Raw genomic sequence first — 18,462 nt, 5'->3', positions numbered from 1 at the left:
GGTGCAATACCGGACTCACTTTTATCAAGCTGCCTAATGAAATAACCGTGTCTAACTTTTAGGGGTCACTTCAATTCGTATGGCTTTTTTTCTTTTAAAATTTGTCTGATAAGTGAATGAAAATAAGGTATTATATTTTCTGAATATTTTTACCTTAATTTATTTTAAAACCGGGGTAATCCACTGGGATAAAGGCGTTTATAAAGGTTTTCACATGTAGTGAAAAGGGCTTGTTCACTTGAAAGAACAAAAAATGTTTGTTAAGGTAGGGAACCATAAGCGAAAACAAGAAAATAGAAAAAGTCATTTTTCGAAATTTTGAATGGCTTATGTAACTAAGGGAGAGATTTGGTGAAGATTGAGATTATGGTTTCGCTTGCTATTTATATGGCAGGTATGTTGTATATCGGTTATTGGTCTTATAAGAAGACATCCGATTTATCAGATTATATGTTAGGCGGAAGGGGACTCGGTCCAGCAGTTACAGCTTTATCAGCTGGTGCTTCTGACATGAGTGGTTGGATGCTAATGGGATTACCTGGTGCGATGTATGCAACAGGATTATCTAGTGTATGGATTGCGATAGGGTTATTAATAGGTGCTTATGCAAACTATTTAATTCTTGCCCCGCGTTTGCGAACGTATACAGAAGTGGCAAATGATTCAATTACGATTCCAGACTTTTTAGAGAATCGATTTAAAGATCGTACGAAAATACTTCGTTTTGTCTCCGCTATCGTCATTTTAGTATTTTTCACATTTTATGCGTCGGCTGGTTTAGTATCAGGTGGGCGTTTGTTTGAAAACTCTTTCAACCTTGATTACAAAATTGGTTTATTTGTAACTGTCGGTGTCGTAGTTGCTTATACACTATTCGGTGGCTTTTTAGCAGTAAGTTGGACCGACTTTGTGCAAGGATGTATTATGTTTATTGCGCTTGTATTAGTACCAATTGTTGCTTTTACAGATGTGGGCGGTGTAACAGAAACATTCAATACAATTAAGCAAGTTGATGCATCGCGTTTAGATATGTTTAAAGGGACTACAATTCTTGGTATTATTTCATTTTTAGCATGGGGTCTTGGGTATTTTGGGCAACCGCATATTATTGTTCGCTTTATGGCAATTACCTCTATTAAAGATTTAAAAACTTCTCGTAGAATCGGTATCGGTTGGATGACGATTTCAATTATAGGTGCAATGCTTACTGGTCTAATTGGTATTGCTTATTACGCTAAAAATAATGAGACATTACAAGACCCGGAAATGGTCTTTGTAACATTCTCAAATATTTTATTCCATCCGTACATTACTGGGTTTTTACTATCAGCTATTTTGGCTTCGGTTATGAGTAGTATTTCCTCGCAATTACTTGTTATTTCAAGTGCAGTAACGGAAGATTTCTATAAAACATTTTTCCGTCGGGACGCTAGTGATAAAGAACTTGTATTTATCGGTAGACTGTCAGTATTAGTAGTAGCTATGATTGCAGTTGTTTTAGCATATCATCCAAGTGATACAATTTTAACACTTGTCGGTTATGCTTGGGCAGGATTTGGTTCAGCATTCGGACCCGCTATTTTATTAAGTTTATATTGGAAGAGAACGAACAAATGGGGCGTTCTTGCTGGGATGATTGTAGGTGCAGTAGTTGTTATTACTTGGGTACAAATTCCAAGTTTAAAAGCCACTATGTATGAAATGGTACCTGGATTCTTCTGTAGCTTATTAGCTGTTATTGTTGTAAGTTTATTAACGAAAGAACCAGTGAAAGCAATTCATCGTGAATTTAATGAGATGGAAGCAGTGTTGGAAGAGGAAACGAAATAATTAGCGAAGAGAGTAAATGATAACTAGCATTTACTCTCTTTTGATTTAAAATGAAAATAAGTAACTTGTTGACAACTAAAAGTAAGTAACTTATAATAAATCTTAAGTTCAAGATAATTTATTTCCGAATAAAGATTTCAGATGGAGTAAATATTTTTTGGAAATTATCTCGAATTCGAGATGAATTCAGTGATATAGAAGATAATGCGTAATTTCACAGCTTATATCTCGAATTAAAGATAAAATCATAAAGATGGATTTTACTTTGCAGTATGGACAAAATGAATAATGAATTTTAATGTATACAAGTTTTTAAAATGAAATAAAAAGGGGCGGAGAAAATGGAAAAGAAAATGATGGGAATTCATCACATTACAGCAATCGTAGGACACCCACAAGAAAATGTAGATTTTTATGCTGGTGTGTTAGGTTTACGTTTAGTGAAACAAACAGTGAATTTTGATGATCCAGGCACGTACCATCTTTATTTTGGTAATGAAGGAGGAAAGCCTGGAACAATTATTACGTTTTTCCCATGGGCAGGTGCTCGTCAAGGAATTATTGGTGACGGTCAAGTAGGCATTACGTCTTATGTCGTACCAAAGGGCGCAATGGAGTTTTGGGAAAATAGATTAGAAAAATTCGATATTTCGTATACAAAAATGACTCGATTTGGAGAGCAGTATTTAGAATTTGATGATCCACATGGTTTGCATATAGAATTAGTAGAAAGAGAAGAAGGCGAATTAAATAATTGGACTTTTGGAGAAGTTACGCCAGAAGTAGCAATTAAAGGATTTGGCGGTGCTGTTCTTTTATCTGCACAACCTCAAAAAACAGCTGAATTGTTAGAGCATGTTATGGGTCTTGAGAAAATTGGAGAAGAAGGTGAATTCGTTCGATTCCGTTCTTCTGCTGATATTGGGAATATTATTGACTTGAGGCTATCGACAATCGGGCGTGGCCAAATGGGTGTTGGTACAGTCCACCATATTGCTTGGAGAGCGACTAACGATGATGATCAACTAGACTGGAAAGAGCATGTGTCTCGTTTTGGATATCACGTAACTCCTGTACAAGATCGAAATTATTTTAACGCAATTTATTTTAGAGAACACGGGGAAATCTTATTCGAAATTGCAACAGACCCTCCTGGTTTCGCTCATGACGAATCGTTAGAGACGATGGGTGAGGAATTAAAGTTACCGGAGCAATATGAACCACATAGAAAACAAATTGAACAAACACTTTTACCATTTGAAGTGAGAAATTTAGACGAAAAGTGATTGAAAGGGGAAAAGGATTATGATGAAACATATTTTTCAAAAAGGAAAAGATACGTCAAAACCAGTGTTGTTATTACTTCATGGTACAGGAGGTAATGAATTAGATTTATTACCACTTGCAGAAATAATTGATCGGGAAGCATCTGTATTAAGTGTTAGGGGGAATGTATTAGAAAATGGCATGCCACGTTTCTTCCGCCGATTGGCAGAAGGCATTTTTGATGAAGAGGATTTAATTTTCCGTACGAAGGAATTAAATGAATTTTTAGATGAAGCTGCAAAAACATATGAATTTGATAGAAATAACATTGTAGCTATCGGTTATTCAAATGGAGCAAACATTGCTGCAAGCTTATTATTCCATTACGAAAATGCATTAAAAGGTGCTGTGCTTCATCACCCAATGGTGCCTAGAAGAGGAACACAATTGCCTAATTTAGCAGGGAAATCCGTGTTTATCGCTGCTGGGACAAATGACCCGATTTGTTCATCAGGAGAGTCAGAGGAATTAAAGGTACTATTAGAAAATGCAAACGCTAATGTAACAATGCATTGGGAAAATAGAGGGCATCAATTAACAATGAGTGAAGTAGAAAAAGCAAAAGAATGGTATGACAAAGCATTTTAAAAAAGAAGCATCTGCTAACAACTAGTAGATGCTTCTTTTTTTATTTACGACTGAATTGCAAGATGAGACGAAGAAAGTGGTAGCTGAATATCAACGATCGTACCTTTATTTAATTCGCTTGAAATGTGTAATTTACCATGATGTTCTTCAATTATTTTGTAACACATCATTAATCCTAGTCCTGTTCCCTTTTCTTTTAAACTATAAAATGGTTCACCTAAACGAGAGATACGATCTTCTGGGATACCGCAACCTTCATCGATAATACGTATTAAGATGAAAGTATCCTCTAATGGCTTTGTTTGGATGTAAATATTTCCGCCATTTGGCATTGCTTCTATCGCATTTTTTAATATATTTATAAAAACTTGTTTTAATTGGTTACCATCACATTGAATATCATGTTTGTAATCAAAATGATCCATAATGATATGAACACTATGCATAATAGCAGTTGGTAAAATAAATGTAACTACCTCTTCAATTAAAGCTTGTATGTTACAAGTTTGGATAGATAATACTTGTGGTTTAGACATCGCCATAAATTGACTCGTGATAGATTCCATCTGTGAAATCTCACTTAACATAACATCGATATACCATTTCTGCTCCTCATTTATTTCAGGGAGTAGCAATGTTAGAAAACCTTTTAGAGAAGTGAGTGGATTTCGAATTTCATGTGCAATTCCAGCTGTCAGTTGTCCGACTACTGCGAGCTTTTCTGATTTTCGTAATAACTTTTCCGTTTCTTTTAGCTCGGTAACATCTCTTCCCATTACGATAAGACCTTTACGGGAGCCGTCAGAATGATAAAGTGGAACTTTCGATATACTTAAGATTAGATCGAAATCATCTCTATGAATAATAAATTCCTCGCCATGAAGAATTTGTCTTTGTTGCCATGCTAGTTCGTCGACTTCTTCACAATGTAAAAAAGCCTCTCGGTACGCTTCGTTATATTGAATGAGTTCACTATCTTTTTTCCCGTGGTAAGGTACATGATGGAAATTGAAACAAGAAAGTGCGTAGTCATTTGCCTCAAGCCAGCGCCCCTCATGATCCTTAAATATAACAAACGCAGGCATGGAGTTCACTAATGTACGTAACCTCTTCTCACTTTCTTTTAGCATATTCTCAATTCTTTCTGATTTTTCAAGAGGCTTCATAATGGCATATACGCCAGTTAGACGATTTTGGACAAAAATAGGAACTAGTTTTGTCACGACGTCTAATAAGAATCCATTTTTATGATAAATTGATAAGATATACTCTTGTTGATTATCCGCTCCAGTATTCTTTATATTTTGTAATACTTGCTCAGAAATACGAGCTTCTAAAATAGAGGTAATATTTTTCTGTTCTAATTCTAAAGAAGTGTAACCTAATATTTTTTCGGCAGAAGGATTTATATGTAGTATAACTCCCTCTAAATTTAATGAAATAATACTATCAGGATTGTGTTCGAACAGAGATGCGTACATTTCTGTTAATGAACGATTTTGTATATGGTTTCGCAAACGTCTAGAAATGTTCGGATGACGTTTTCTTTGAGTTGATGAATATTTTTTACGACTCATAATAGTTCCTCCGTACAAATAGCATCTAAAAAGATTTGTCTATTCATAACTATAATATAGATGTAATGTGTATTTCTATAAAAAATGGAAGTTATATAATAAATTTTGTTTTCTTTATTTTTTGCAAAGTGAGTACAAGGTGGTAATAAGGGGAGCTTATATTGTTTTATAACTCTTTTGTAAGTTACAAAAGTAGGTTTTCTTTATAACATTAGGGTAGAAGAGGGGGGAGAGAAAATGAGAAATTATATTCAAGGTATCGATCATGTGCAAGTAGCTGCGCCTGTAGGATGTGAAGAAGAAGCAAGAGAGTTTTACGGTAATAAAATAGGTATGGAGGAAATACCGAAGCCGGAGGAATTAAAGAAGCGTGGTGGGTGCTGGTTTAAGTGTGGAAATCAAGAGATTCATATCGGAGTTGAGAAAAACTTCAATCCAGCTAAAAAGGCGCATCCAGCTTTTTATGTTTTAAAAATTGATGAATTTAAACAAGAGTTAATAAAGCAAGGCATTGAAGTAATAGATGATCATGCACGGCCAGATGTAATTAGATTTTATGTGTCAGATCCGTTCGGAAATCGAATTGAATTTATGGAAAATAAAAACTAGGTGGAAATCCACCTAGTTTTTTAACCTTTTCTAAACAATCCTAATACTTCAACCGTTTCGGTAATGTTAACGAATGCATGAGGGTCAATTTCGGAAATTGTTAATTTCATACTTGCTAATTCTTCACGAGAAACGACGGTCATAAGTACACGTTTTTTTTCGCTGGAATAAGCACCTTCGCCATCAAGTAATGTAATTCCACGTACAACAGTTGAAAGGAGTTGTTTTTTCATTTTTTCTGCTTCATTTGTTACAATCATAAGTGTAACCTTTCGATGTTTCGTATGAATAGCATCGATCACTTTACCAGTTACATAAATTGAAAGTAAGCTTGTAAGAGCAACATCCCAAGTGAAGAAGAATCCTGCAATTATTACAACGACTGCATTTAAAATAATAAGGAATCCACCAAGTTTAATGTCTCTTTTTCGAGACAATAGCATACCGATAATATCAAATCCACCAGTTGATCCATTACAGTTAAAAACAAGGCCGATACCAGCTCCGGCAATGACACCACCAAAGATAGATGATAAAAGTGGGTCTGTTGCTACGACTTTTACTGGAACGTAGTATAATGCAACAGATAATACAATAACAGAGATAACAGTGTTAAAAATCACTTTTTTTCCAAGACCTATGTAACCTAAAATAAGGATAGGTAAGTTTAATACAAAGTTAATAATACCCGTGTTTACAGGAGTTACAATCCCTAAAATAATAGCAATTCCGCCAATTCCACTACTTAAAATTTTGTGGGGGATAAGGAAAAGATTAAATGCAATCGCAATAATAATAGAACCGATAATAACACCAAGAAATCTGACCATTTCTTTCCCGTCCTTCACTAAAAAATTCATATTATTTCAAGATTATATATGATATTGAAAGTTTTGGGTAAAAACAGTTTATTTCGGAAAATTAGATTAATCAAAAGAATTCGAGTATTTTCTCGTTTGAAAGGGGATACAGATATGAGGATAAAAACGTATCAACAGAAAAGCCCGTTGAAGCAAGAATGTGAGGATTCTTATTTTTGTAATGAAGAAAAAAAGATGTATGGTGTATGTGATGGTGCAACACCGCTCGTCCCGTTTCGTGATGAAAAGGGACATAATGGAGCATACATCGCTTCGCATTTATTTGCAAGTTATTTTGCTTCATTACGTGAAAATCATAGTTTGCAAGTTGCCGTTGCAAAAGCAAATGAAGCATTGCAAAGCAAAATGTTAGAGTATGAAGTAGATACGAGAAAGAAAGAGCATTTGTGGTGTACATGTATTGCGGCAGTTCAAATAGATGGTGAGAAAATTGAATACGCACAGTTAGGGGACTGTATGATTGTCGCAATACTTCAAAATGGAACGATGCAAGTATTAACGCAAGACACGGTTGAAGGAATTAGTAAACGAGCAAAAAAAAAGAGGGAAGAAGACCGTAATAAAGGGTTAACTGTACCAGAAGAACATGTTTTTCAAGATGTGCGAGAACAGTTAAAATATAATCGTTATCTTGCAAATATGCAGGACGGGTATTCTGTTGCAAATGGAATGAAAGAAGCGATACATTATTTACAACATGGTGAACTACATATAGATGAAGTGAGTGGGATTTTTATTTGTTCAGACGGATTATTCCACCCAGATTGGCCACTTGAACAAACTGTTGCATATATAAGAAAGAATAGTATAAGTGAATATGTAGCAATCATTGAAGAGCTAGAAGGGGAAAAGAGAATAAGACCAGATGATAAAACAATTATGATCATTGATTTTTAAGGGGAGGATGTTCAAATGGAAATTAAATGTGTTAATTTAACATTTCAAGATGAATTAGTTCCTTTAGAGAAAGTTAATAAACTGATTATCCACCATACATCCGAAGATGGATGGGATGTGTATAAAACACATGAATTTCATCAAAAAGTAAGAGGGTGGAGCGGGATCGGTTACAATTATTTTATTGAAGAAGATGGAACTGTAGTCGAAGGGCGAGGTTTACATATTGGAGCACATGCGAAAGATAATAATAGGGATACAATTGGAATATGTATGACGGGTAATTTTGATAAATATGATCCAACTACCGCACAAATGAATGCATTATATTCTTTATGTGAAATGTTTATGAAGCAGTTTGCTATAAAGAAAGAAAATATACTTGGTCATAGGGAGCTAGAAGGCGTTACAAAAAGTTGTCCTGGAAAGCATTTTTCTATGGTAGAGTTAAGAAACGGACTAACTTAAATATAGAGGAGTAACAAATGATGATGAATATAAAAATACCTAATGATAAAAAAGAAGAGCTTGTGGCACAAATTCAGCAATTTTTCGTTGAAGAAGATTTAGATGAAATTGGACGTTTCCAAGCAGAGCGATTAATAGAAGAAATGATTAAATTAGTAGGACCGTTTGCATACAATCAAGCAATTGGAGATGCTAGAAAGCTTGTAACAGAGAAACTATCTAATATTGAAGAAGATTTGTATGTGTTAGAGAAGAATGAAGGGAAGTAAAAGAGCCATTTTGGCCGTATTCCGTCAATTATAAAATAAGTATTATGCCACGGCTTTTTCCGATGTTCTGTTTGGAAAAGGCCGTGAAGTTGTTTTTGGGCATATAAAATAAAGTTTCATTTCTTTTGTCAAAAAGAACCCTAGAACTAAAAACGTTATTCTTTCTTAACAAGCTAGATGAGAAAGAATAACGTTTTTTAGATTGAGATTAAAAATATATTATCTTAATTTTATCTTTTTTTAATAATTTATTTATAGGCAATTTATAGTTGCTATTTATAATTCCTATATATAGCAGCTATGGATACTACAAAGAAGAAATTTGGATGTGTAACCCTTTGTATCCAATTAGCTGTAATCAAAATTTAAAACATGAATTGCTCACATAGAATCTTCTTTTGGAAGATAAGTGGTGTAATTCTTTGTTAAATGAAGGAAGGGATTGGGAAGCTATGAATAAAACAATTTTAAAAACATGTATCATATCAGCAGTTTTAGGTGGAAGTTTATTAAGTGAAACGAGTGGAGAGGTGAAAGCAGAAGAGGTTACACCAAACACGAATCATACTGGTGTATTCAAAGATGTTCCAAAGGGGCACTGGGCATATGAGGCGATTCAGCAATTAGCAGGTGAGAAAATCATTTTTGGCTATGATGATGGAAGATTTGGTTTTGGAGATAACGTAACACGTGAACAAGTTGCAGCTTTAATGTATCGTTATTTTAATATGGAAGAAAACAAAAATTATCAAAACCCATACGGTGGCGTAAGTGAAGATTCAACAAGCTATATAAAGGAAATTTTATCTTTAACAGAAATGGGTGTTTTTAAGGGGGATGAGCATGGAAACTTTAGACCGAAGGCATCCTTAACACGCGCAGAAATGGCACAGGTTCTTACAAATGCTTTTCATTTAAAGGCAAAGAGTGATCATACTTTTAATGACGTTGCAACGAACTCATGGGCAAGAAATGCAATTAGTGCTGTTCAAACAAATAATATTGCAAAAGGAGTAGGAGGAGGGAAATTTGCTCCAAGTATGGATGTGACGCGTGAACAGTACGCACAATTTTTATACAATGCAATACAAGAAACCGAGCAAATTCAACAAACGAAAGGGCAACTACTAGCTAGCATACTTGGTGAAACAAACTGGAAAGGGACAAAAGTCTATGACAAAGATCATAATGATGTAACGAAAGAAAATCAAAATTTCATCGGGCTTGCAAAATATGATGCTAAAACTGCAAGGTATGAATTTTTTAATGCAAGTACAGGAGAGAGTCGTAATGATAGCGGTACCTTTTTTATAACGAATGATGGAAAGAAAAGGGTGTTAATTTCTGAAACGCAAAATTATCAAGCAGTTGTTGAATTAACGCAATTAGACAAGGAGAAATTTACATATAAAAGAATGGGAAAAGATGCAAAAGGGAACGATGTAGAAGTGTTTGTTGAACATGTTCCTTACCATGGAAAAGAACTTTCTTTCACGCGACCTGATAAAAAGTTGGAAAGCTCGACGGGGAAAATAGTTACAGACGTTGATGGAGATGAAATTTTATCTAGTACACTATGGAATGGAACGGTGGTATTAGACGAACAGGGTAATGATGTAACAAAATACAACTCAAACTTAATCAGTCTAGCAAAATACGATAAAAATACAAATAAATACGAGTTTTTCAATGCGAATACAGGAGAAAGTCGTGGAGACTATGGTTTCTTTGATGTTGTACATGGTAATAAAATAAGGGCTCACGTTTCGTTAGGAAATAATAAATATGGTGCGGTCCTTGAACTGACTGAGCTAAATAAAGAGAAATTTACGTATACAAGAATCGGGAAAGATGCGAATGGAAAAGATATAAAAATCTTTGTTGAGCATGAACCGTATACAGGTGACCTAAAACCAAATTTCACAAAGTAATCTTTTACTCTAGCAAATGCACTATGTTAGTAAGAGAAAGCCTGAGCTATTAGGTAATTATACAGTAGAAGTAAAATAGTTATTTAAAGACAAATAGATGCCTTGAGGCATCTATTTGTCTTTAAAATGATTTTATGGGTAAATATAAAATACAAATTCTTTTTTCTAGGATCTAGTAACTCCCTACTTGCACAACCATATATCCTAGTTCTTTTTTATTTATTCTCTTTATGCTCTTTATATTCATGTATTTTCTCTTTTACATTACCAACCGTATCTTTAGCAGTGCCTCTCACTTTATCCCATTTTCCTTCAGCTTGTAATTTCTTATTGTCAGTTACTTTCCCGACAACTTCTTTTACTTCACCTTTTACTTTATCAATGGCACCTTCTACTTTTTCCTTTAAACCATGATCATTCTTAGTCATACATTTCTCCTCCTTGTAGTTTGATTAGAATTCTCTTTTCATGTTGCAAGTTGAATGATGTATCTAGTAATAGCGTAACAAATCTAGTTTGAATATTCAAATGATTAATAGGATAGAAAAGGAATTGTCATGAAATGTATAAAATTGTAATGAGAAGAGAAAGCATGTAAATTACATGTCTTTTGCAGTCCATATTGATTTTGTATAAGCAATTTTCATATGGGCACGTTCCATATTATTTTGACTTCCGGTACCGAACCTTGCTTGTCCGACTATTAAATGACAGTTTTTCGCTAGGGCTTTTTCTATTCGTTTTTGAATTAAGGCAGTATGACAGCCTTTACGCTGAAATTCTGGCAAAGTAGCAGAAGCAGCTAATGAAGCAATCCCATTATTTATATACAGGACACCAATGCCTGCAGGAGTATTTTGAACTTCGGCTATGAAAAAATGCCAGCCAGGTTTATTGTAGAGAATTTCGTTATTTTGGCGTACGCCATCTTTTGTAAAGGGTGGTATGTTAAATCCACGTACATATATGTCTGCAAAAATATGAAATTCATTTTCTTTTAGTTGGCGTACTGAAATGTTAGAAGTAAGTAGGGATGGATCTTCTCTCGGTATACTATATAAAGCGGTATGGAAGCTGGATTGGTAAAATCCTTTTTGAGATAAGTATTGAAATAATTCAGCTGTACCTTGAGCGGGTGTAATTTCAAAACGACAAGGGATTTGTAGCGATTGATAATAAGAGATGATTTCATCTATCTCATCTGTATTTGTAAAGGTAACGCCTTTTACTGTGTTAAAAGCAGGACCAAAAATTATTTTTGATGAAAAGGCAGTGGCATTCCCGAACTTTTTCATTTGTATTTGCATTGGATTTTCAGCTAACGCTTGTAGTGCTTGTAGTCTAGAAGAGAGCATATGTATTTCTGCGTTTTCAATTTCTTGAGCTGCATTGAGTGTCATAATTGTACTCATAATATTCCTCCGTCAATAAATATATTTCATAGTACATATACGATGTTTGTTCGGAGATTCCTGTTGAAATGTAAGAGAATAAGAGGTTTTTTGGAAGGGAAATGGAAGTTAACTGTCGAAGGGAGTGGAAACAGATTAAAGGTGGTGCTCTCATGAAACAGGAAGACGTGCAGACATGCTCTAATTGTGGTTCTCATAACATAGGAGAAGGGGAGTTTGTCGGTTATGCACAAATACGGAAAAAGGAGACGATGTTCACATCTTCACCAGTAGATGCTTATATTTGTACAGATTGTGGGAATATCCTTTTATTAAAAGTACGACATTATGAAAAGTTTAAGCAGAAGCCGTTATGATTATGGAGAAGTGTTTTTATTAGGGAAGTTAGAGGAGTAATAATTTACATATATATATATATGAGTATGTCCTTATATAAAGAGATGACAACATATACTGTGTGGGATGCTTATTAATCGTTGCACGACATACAAAAATGTATAGAAGAAATTGTGAATCAATATGGGGAAGACAAATTAACCCTTATTGGAATACTTCATATCGAAAACTCCTTTAAATGAATAAGGGAGTTTTTGTTTTTTGTGACAGTAATTACCTTTAATTGTTATAATTGGTTATTGGGAGAGGGTATTTTATTAACGCCATAATCATAGAAGAAAACTAGCTAAATCGTATAGAAAACGGCTATATAACACAATCGCAACCATAAGTTTACAAAGTGCAACTGCAGGAAGATAGAGATAAGGGTAATGTTTACATACAATTTAGTTAAGAAAACAAAGGGGGACACACATATGGGATTTGGTGAAAAGCTTTTTAAATTAAGAAAGGAAAAGGGCCTTTCTCAAGAAGCATTAGCTGAAAAATTAAACACAACAAGGCAAGCGGTTAGTAAATGGGAAAACGGTCAAGGTTTTCCTGAAACTGAAAAGTTAATAATGATTGGAAATGTATTTGAAGTATCACTCGACTATTTATTAAAAGAAACTGCTGAGCAAAGTAATGAAAATGTGGAGGGCTATTACGTAAGTCAGGAAATGGCAGAAGGGTATATAGTGTATGGGCAAAAAATTTCTAAATATATTGCGTTAGGATTTAGTTTGCTCATTTTATCGACAATACCGTATTTATTATTTAAAGAAAATGCAACAATGTCGACATTTCTTGTCATTATCATTGCTGTCCTTGGAATTGGAGCAATGATGGTACCGGCAACGATAGAAGAGAGTCGATACAATGTATTGAAAAAAGAAGAACTACTATTTGATCAAAACTTTCTAAAAGAATTGACAAAAAGATATGAAGTAATTAAGAAGAAGTATGCTGCAGTAATGATCGTTGGATTTTGTTTTATAGCAGCAGGAGCGATACCATTTTTATTTGAGAAAAAGCATATCATTTCAGGAGAATTAGTGCAGTATTATCCGTACTGTGTTGTACTTATTGCGATTGGAGTCTATCTTTTTGTTCGTGTTGTAGGAGTGTGGGAGATATATCGAATTTTAGTAGAGAATAAAGAATATAGCAATCGTATTATTTTTAAAATGAAAAAGAAAGTAAGAAAAAAGGTAGATAGTTTATAAAAAATAAAAAACATGTTTCGAATCAATGTATTCAAAACATGTTTTTTATCGTTCTGAATTATTTCCAAAGAAATAATTCAGAAAATACGGAAAAATGTCGTAATCACTTGTAGAAGTCTGTTATAATGAACGAAATGAAAACGCTTTAAAGGGGGATATAACCAATATGATGATGAATGTACCGTTAACAATTAGTTCTATGATGGAAAGAGCAGAAAAACTGTTTTCAAAGAAAGAAATTGTTTCACGGACACATGATACAGTTACGACGTTAACGTATAAGCAGTTAGGTGAAAGGACGAGAAGGCTTTCTAGTGCGTTACAAAAGCTTGGGATTAAAGAAGGCGAGCGTATAGGAACGTTAGCGTGGAATCATCATCGACATGTGGAAGCGTATTTTGCTATTCCTGGTATTGCTTCCGTTTTACACACAATTAATATTCGTTTATCTCCTCAACATATTTCATACATTATTCAGCACGCAGAAGATCGAATTCTACTTATAGATGAAGATCTCGTACCACTTGTTGAAAATATTCAATCACAATTATCAACTGTACAAGCCTACATTATTATGACTGATAAAGATGAACTTCCCAATACTACGCTAGAACCTGTATATCATTATGAAAAGCTATTAGAAGAAGGCAATCCAACTTTCCAATTTGTAAAAGATATTGATGAAAATACACCTGCTGGTATGTGTTATACGTCAGCGACTACAGGAAACCCAAAAGGTGTTGTATATACGCATCGTAGTACTGTATTGCATTGTATGGCACTCGGTTTAGCGGATACAGCTGCTTTATCGGAAAGTGATGCGGCGATGGCAATTGTACCGATGTTCCATGTGAACGCTTGGGGGCTTCCTTTTGCAGCTACTTGGTTTGGAACTAAACAAGTACTGCCAGGACCAATGTTTACTCCAAAAATTTTATTAGAGATGATTCAAGCTGAAAAAGTAACGATAGCAGCAGGTGTGCCGACAATTTGGCTCGGTGTATTACAAGAGTTAGAAAATAATAGTTACGATTTATCTAGTATAACGAGAATATTATGCGGTGGTGCTGCTGCACCGAAAAGCGTTATTAAAGCATTTGAGCAAAAATATAATGTTCCTTTCGTACATGCATATGGTATGACTGAAACAAGCCCACTCGTAACACTTGCACGTTTAAAAAGTTATGAAACAGAATTATCATATGAAGAGCAATTAGAAATCCGCTCAAAACAAGGGTATCTTGTCCCTGGTGTAGAGATGAAAGTAGTCGGTACAAACGGTGAAGTGAAGTGGGATGGTACGGAAATGGGAGAACTATGTTTACGAGCACCATGGATCGCTGAAAGTTATTATAACGATGAACGTACTGTCGAAGGTTTTCGTGATGGTTGGTTATATACAGGAGATGTCGTTACGGTTGACGAGGAAGGCTGCGTGAAAATTGTTGACCGTACGAAAGATGTTATTAAAAGCGGAGGTGAGTGGATTTCTTCAGTTGACCTTGAAAATGCATTAATGGCACATGATGCTATATTTGAAGCAGCTGTCGTTGCCGTTCCTCATCCGCAGTGGCAAGAGCGACCAATTGCCTGCGTCGTTCAAAAGAAAAATAGTACAGTAACAAAAGAAGAAATATATGAGTTTTTAAAATCACAGTTTGCGAAGTGGTGGTTACCAGATGATATTGTATTTATGGAAGAAATACCGAAAACATCTGTTGGGAAGTTTTTAAAACAGGCGCTTCGGAAAGAACTTGAGCATTTGCATAAAGAGAAATAATTGAAAAAATATTTGTAAACCTATATTTAAAACAAGTTGACAAAGACTAAATAGAAAGATAATATAACTCCTATAATATGTTATCTGAAAATCATTTTAAGTTTACAAATAGGAGAAGCAAATATGAATACAAAAAACTTAGTTTTCGTCGCTTTATTTAGTTCTATTATGGGAGTGTTAGGGTTAATACCTCCAATTGCTCTTGCTATTACACCAGTTCCGATTACATTACAATCACTCGGTGTTATGCTTGCTGGTGGATTGTTAGGATCACGTCTTGGTGCATTAAGTCAGCTTATTTTCTTACTTATAGTTGGAGTTGGAGCACCATTACTTGCTGGTGGACGCGGTGGTCCAGGCGTATTTGTTGGGCCAAGTGCAGGATATTTACTTGGTTATATCGTTGGAGCGTTTGTCATTGGTTATTTAATTGAGCGTTTACGTGAAGTTTCTATAATAAAGGTATTATGTATTAATATAATTGGTGGTATTTTCGTAGTTTATGTATTTGGTATCATTGTACAAGCTTTCTTTATGGATGTTTCTATATGGCAGACGATGAAAGTAAGTGCCGTATTTTTACCAGGTGATTGCATAAAAGCGATTATAGCAGCAATTCTTGTAACGAAATTACATCGTTCATTGAAACATATTATTACGCCTGCTCTCAAGAGTGGGAAATATACAAATGCGGGATAAGAAAGAGAAGAAACACGTTCATTGCGTGTTTCTTTTTATTATTTTGTAAAGAAAGGACGTCTCAAATGGGGATTACAAAAGAATATAAAAAGTATGCCTCTTTACAAACAAATAAAATAGCAATAAAGGAAAATGATCGAGTATTAACATTTAAAGAATGGTTTGAGTCAGTGTGTAAAGTAGCAAACTGGTTGAATGAAAAAGAATCGCAGAATAAAACAATAGCAATTGTATTAGAAAATAGTATGGAGTTTTTACAACTATTTGCTGGTGCTGCTATGGCCGGATGGGTTTGTGTGCCGTTAGATATAAAGTGGAAACAGGATGAGCTCAAAGAAAGAATTGCGATCAGTAATCCGGCTATGATTGTGACAGAGCGATATAAGGTAAAGGATTTACCGGATGAAGAAGGAAGAGTAATTGAAATTGATGAGTGGAAAAGAATGATAGAGAACTCTCTGCCTGCATATGCCCCTGTAAAAGATGTACAACATGCTCCGTTTTATATGGGATTTACATCAGGATCGACTGGGAAGGCAAAAGCATTTTTACGTGCACAACAATCGTGGGTTCATAGTTTTGATTGCAATATACATGACTTTCATATGAAAAAAGAAGATTCTATTTTAATAGCTGGGACGCTCGTTCATTCTCTTTTTTTATACGGCGCAATAAGTGCATTATATGTAGGGCAAACGGTGCATATTATGAGAAAGTTTATTCCAGATCAAGTACTGGAAAAGTTAGAAACAGAAAATATTTCGGTCATGTATACAGTTCCGACAATGCTAGAATCTTTATATAAAGAAAATAGAGTAATAGAAAATGGGGTGAAAATTATTTCGTCAGGAGCGAAATGGGAAGCTGAAGCGAAAGAAAAAATAAAGAGTATATTTCCTTATGCGCAAAAATATGAATTTTACGGTGCATCGGAACTAAGTTTTGTAACAGCACTTGTTGATGAAGAGAGCGATAGAAGGCCAAATTCAGTAGGAAAACCTTGTCACAATGTTCAAGTTCGAATATGTAACGAAGCAGGAGAAGGAGTACAGAAAGGCGAGATAGGAACTGTTTATGTGAAAAGTGATCAGTTTTTTATGGGCTACATATTGGATAAGGTTTTAGTTCCAGAGTTGACTACGGATGGCTGGATGACAGTGCGAGATGTAGGTTATGAAGATGAAGAAGGCTTTATATACATAGTGGGTAGAGAGAAGAACATGATTTTATTTGGAGGAATTAATATTTTTCCAGAAGAAATAGAAAGTGTATTACATGAACACCCAGCTGTTGATGAAATAGTTGTAATTGGTGTGAAAGATAGTTACTGGGGTGAAAAACCTGTCGCCATTGTAAAAGGAAGTGCTACGAGGCAACAATTAAAAAGTTTTTGCTTACAACGATTATCCTCGTTTAAAATACCGAAAGAATGGCATTTTGTAGATGAAATACCGTATACAGATAGTGGGAAAATCGCTCGTATTGCAGCAAAAAATATGATTGAAAACCGGGAGAAGATATATGAATAGAGCGGTTATTGTAGAAGCGAAAAGGACACCTATTGGTAAGAAAAATGGGATGTTGAAAGATTATGAAGTTCAGCAATTAGTAACGCCGCTTCTTACGTTTTTAAGTAAAGGGATTGAGAGAGAAATAGACGATGTCATATTAGGGAATATTGTGGGGCCGGGAGGGAATGTTGCAAGATTATCTGCTTTAGCGGCAGGACTTGGTTATCATATTCCTGGTGTAACGATTGATCGGCAATGTGGTGCCGGATTGGAAGCGATTCGCACCGCATGTCATTTCATTCAAGGCGGCGCAGGTAATTGTTATATTGCAGGAGGAGTAGAGAGTACAAGTACATCAACTTTTCAAAATAGAGCACGATTTTCACCAGAAACAATTGGTGATCCTAATATGGGAGTGGCGGCTGAATATGTTGCAGAGCGTTATAATGTAACGAGAGAAATGCAAGACGAGTATGCTTGCCTTAGTTATAAACGGACACTGCAAGCATTAGAAAATGGATATTTACAAGATGAAATACTTTCTTTTAATGGACCTTTAGATGAGGCTATAAAACGAGAAATGAATTATGAAAGAATGATTAAAAGAACTAAGCCCGCATTTTTACAAAATGGTACAGTAACGGCAGGTAATTCGTGCGGTGTAAATGACGGAGCATGTGCTGTTCTTGTAATGGAAGAGGGGCAAGCCCGAAAACTAGGATACAAGCCTGTTCTTCGTTTCGTCCGCAGTGCTGTAGTTGGAGTGGATCCAAATCTTCCGGGGACTGGTCCGATATTTGCGGTGAACAAATTATTAAACGAAATGAATATGAAAGTAGAGGACATTGATTATTTTGAAATAAATGAAGCATTTGCTTCAAAGGTTGTTGCTTGTGCAAAGGAGTTACAAATTCCTTTCGAAAAATTAAATGTAAATGGTGGTGCAATTGCGCTCGGTCATCCGTACGGTGCATCTGGAGCTATGCTTGTGACACGTTTGTTTTATCGTAACTACTCAGCTTTTTCAGACAAAAAAGCAGGCCAAATACATGTTTCCGATTTGAAAACATGAAAAAAAATACT

The 18,462-nt window shown here is 35.0% G+C and carries 17 protein-coding genes and 1 pseudogene; 14 read left to right on the top strand and 4 right to left on the bottom strand.

Annotation, left to right across the window (positions count from 1 at the left end; all coding sequences use genetic code 11):
- Positions 1-351 precede the first annotated feature (351 nt).
- The 3 genes from putP to JDS99_RS27810 all read left to right on the top strand — a co-directional run bounded on the left by putP (position 352) and on the right by JDS99_RS27810 (position 3,744).
- Positions 352-1,830 (top strand): sodium/proline symporter PutP, encoded by a 1,479-nt coding sequence (gene putP, locus JDS99_RS27820; RefSeq protein ID WP_199696141.1) that lies wholly within the window; start codon positions 352-354, stop codon positions 1,828-1,830.
- Positions 1,831-2,171: 341 nt separating this feature from the next.
- Positions 2,172-3,116, top strand: coding sequence for a ring-cleaving dioxygenase (locus tag JDS99_RS27815; RefSeq protein WP_088608922.1), 945 nt, complete (start codon positions 2,172-2,174; stop codon positions 3,114-3,116).
- Between the two features lie 19 nt (positions 3,117-3,135).
- The gene (locus tag JDS99_RS27810; protein ID WP_088064204.1) at positions 3,136-3,744 is read left to right on the top strand and encodes an alpha/beta hydrolase; all 609 of its coding nucleotides are present in this window, start codon (positions 3,136-3,138) and stop codon (positions 3,742-3,744) included.
- 44 nt (positions 3,745-3,788) lie between these two features.
- Here the strand turns inward: JDS99_RS27810 and JDS99_RS27805 are convergent, their stop codons facing one another.
- A complete protein-coding gene (locus JDS99_RS27805; protein WP_106383391.1) occupies positions 3,789-5,321 on the bottom strand; it encodes a BA3702 family sensor histidine kinase in 1,533 nt (510 codons plus the stop codon).
- Positions 5,322-5,558: 237 nt separating this feature from the next.
- Between JDS99_RS27805 and JDS99_RS27800 the strand changes: the two genes are divergently transcribed.
- The gene (locus JDS99_RS27800; protein ID WP_001246939.1) at positions 5,559-5,930 is read left to right on the top strand and encodes a VOC family protein; all 372 of its coding nucleotides are present in this window, start codon (positions 5,559-5,561) and stop codon (positions 5,928-5,930) included.
- Between the two features lie 20 nt (positions 5,931-5,950).
- Here the strand turns inward: JDS99_RS27800 and JDS99_RS27795 are convergent, their stop codons facing one another.
- Entirely contained in the window at positions 5,951-6,760 is an 810-nt protein-coding gene (locus JDS99_RS27795; protein ID WP_000251342.1) for a YitT family protein, read from the bottom strand.
- Between the two features lie 144 nt (positions 6,761-6,904).
- Between JDS99_RS27795 and JDS99_RS27790 the strand changes: the two genes are divergently transcribed.
- From JDS99_RS27790 to JDS99_RS27775, 4 genes are all read left to right on the top strand, one after another.
- Positions 6,905-7,708 carry a protein phosphatase 2C domain-containing protein gene (locus JDS99_RS27790; RefSeq protein WP_088064202.1) on the top strand — a complete coding sequence of 268 codons (804 nt, stop codon included), beginning with the start codon at positions 6,905-6,907 and terminating at the stop codon, positions 7,706-7,708.
- 15 nt (positions 7,709-7,723) lie between these two features.
- On the top strand, positions 7,724-8,176 hold the full coding sequence (locus JDS99_RS27785; protein WP_199696140.1) for a peptidoglycan recognition protein family protein: 453 nt from the start codon (positions 7,724-7,726) through the stop codon (positions 8,174-8,176).
- A 17-nt stretch (positions 8,177-8,193) separates the two neighbouring features.
- Positions 8,194-8,445 carry a DUF2164 domain-containing protein gene (locus JDS99_RS27780; protein ID WP_001994665.1) on the top strand — a complete coding sequence of 84 codons (252 nt, stop codon included), beginning with the start codon at positions 8,194-8,196 and terminating at the stop codon, positions 8,443-8,445.
- A 452-nt stretch (positions 8,446-8,897) separates the two neighbouring features.
- Positions 8,898-10,376 (top strand): DUF4822 domain-containing protein, encoded by a 1,479-nt coding sequence (locus JDS99_RS27775; protein ID WP_199696139.1) that lies wholly within the window; start codon positions 8,898-8,900, stop codon positions 10,374-10,376.
- Positions 10,377-10,591: 215 nt separating this feature from the next.
- On the opposite strand, the gene JDS99_RS27770 is transcribed toward JDS99_RS27775, so the two are convergent.
- A complete protein-coding gene (locus JDS99_RS27770; RefSeq protein WP_199696138.1) occupies positions 10,592-10,804 on the bottom strand; it encodes a CsbD family protein in 213 nt (70 codons plus the stop codon).
- Between the two features lie 171 nt (positions 10,805-10,975).
- Complete coding sequence (locus tag JDS99_RS27765; protein WP_088064199.1) at positions 10,976-11,788, bottom strand: GNAT family N-acetyltransferase; 813 nt, start codon at positions 11,786-11,788, stop codon at positions 10,976-10,978.
- 152 nt (positions 11,789-11,940) lie between these two features.
- Between JDS99_RS27765 and JDS99_RS27760 the strand changes: the two genes are divergently transcribed.
- From JDS99_RS27760 to JDS99_RS27735, 6 genes and pseudogenes are all read left to right on the top strand, one after another.
- A complete protein-coding gene (locus JDS99_RS27760; protein ID WP_048544090.1) occupies positions 11,941-12,144 on the top strand; it encodes a hypothetical protein in 204 nt (67 codons plus the stop codon).
- A 456-nt stretch (positions 12,145-12,600) separates the two neighbouring features.
- On the top strand, positions 12,601-13,389 hold the full coding sequence (locus tag JDS99_RS27755; RefSeq protein ID WP_088064197.1) for a helix-turn-helix domain-containing protein: 789 nt from the start codon (positions 12,601-12,603) through the stop codon (positions 13,387-13,389).
- A gap of 166 nt (positions 13,390-13,555) precedes the next feature.
- Positions 13,556-15,169: a long-chain fatty acid--CoA ligase gene (locus JDS99_RS27750; RefSeq protein WP_088064196.1), complete on the top strand. Its 1,614-nt coding sequence runs from the start codon at positions 13,556-13,558 to the stop codon at positions 15,167-15,169.
- Positions 15,170-15,292: 123 nt separating this feature from the next.
- A complete protein-coding gene (locus JDS99_RS27745; RefSeq protein ID WP_001093321.1) occupies positions 15,293-15,868 on the top strand; it encodes a biotin transporter BioY in 576 nt (191 codons plus the stop codon).
- Between the two features lie 65 nt (positions 15,869-15,933).
- On the top strand, positions 15,934-17,397 hold the full coding sequence (locus tag JDS99_RS27740; protein WP_088064195.1) for an acyl-CoA synthetase: 1,464 nt from the start codon (positions 15,934-15,936) through the stop codon (positions 17,395-17,397).
- Positions 17,390-18,388 (top strand): annotated as a pseudogene (locus JDS99_RS27735) (acetyl-CoA C-acyltransferase); the annotation flags it as partial. The gene JDS99_RS27740 and the pseudogene JDS99_RS27735, both read left to right, overlap by 8 nt.
- Positions 18,389-18,462: the final 74 nt, after the last annotated feature.

The sequence above is a fragment of the Bacillus cereus group sp. N6 genome (assembly GCF_016483705.1).
Lineage (GTDB): Bacteria > Bacillota > Bacilli > Bacillales > Bacillaceae_G > Bacillus_A > Bacillus_A wiedmannii.
This window is presented reverse-complemented; position numbering and strand designations above follow the sequence as displayed.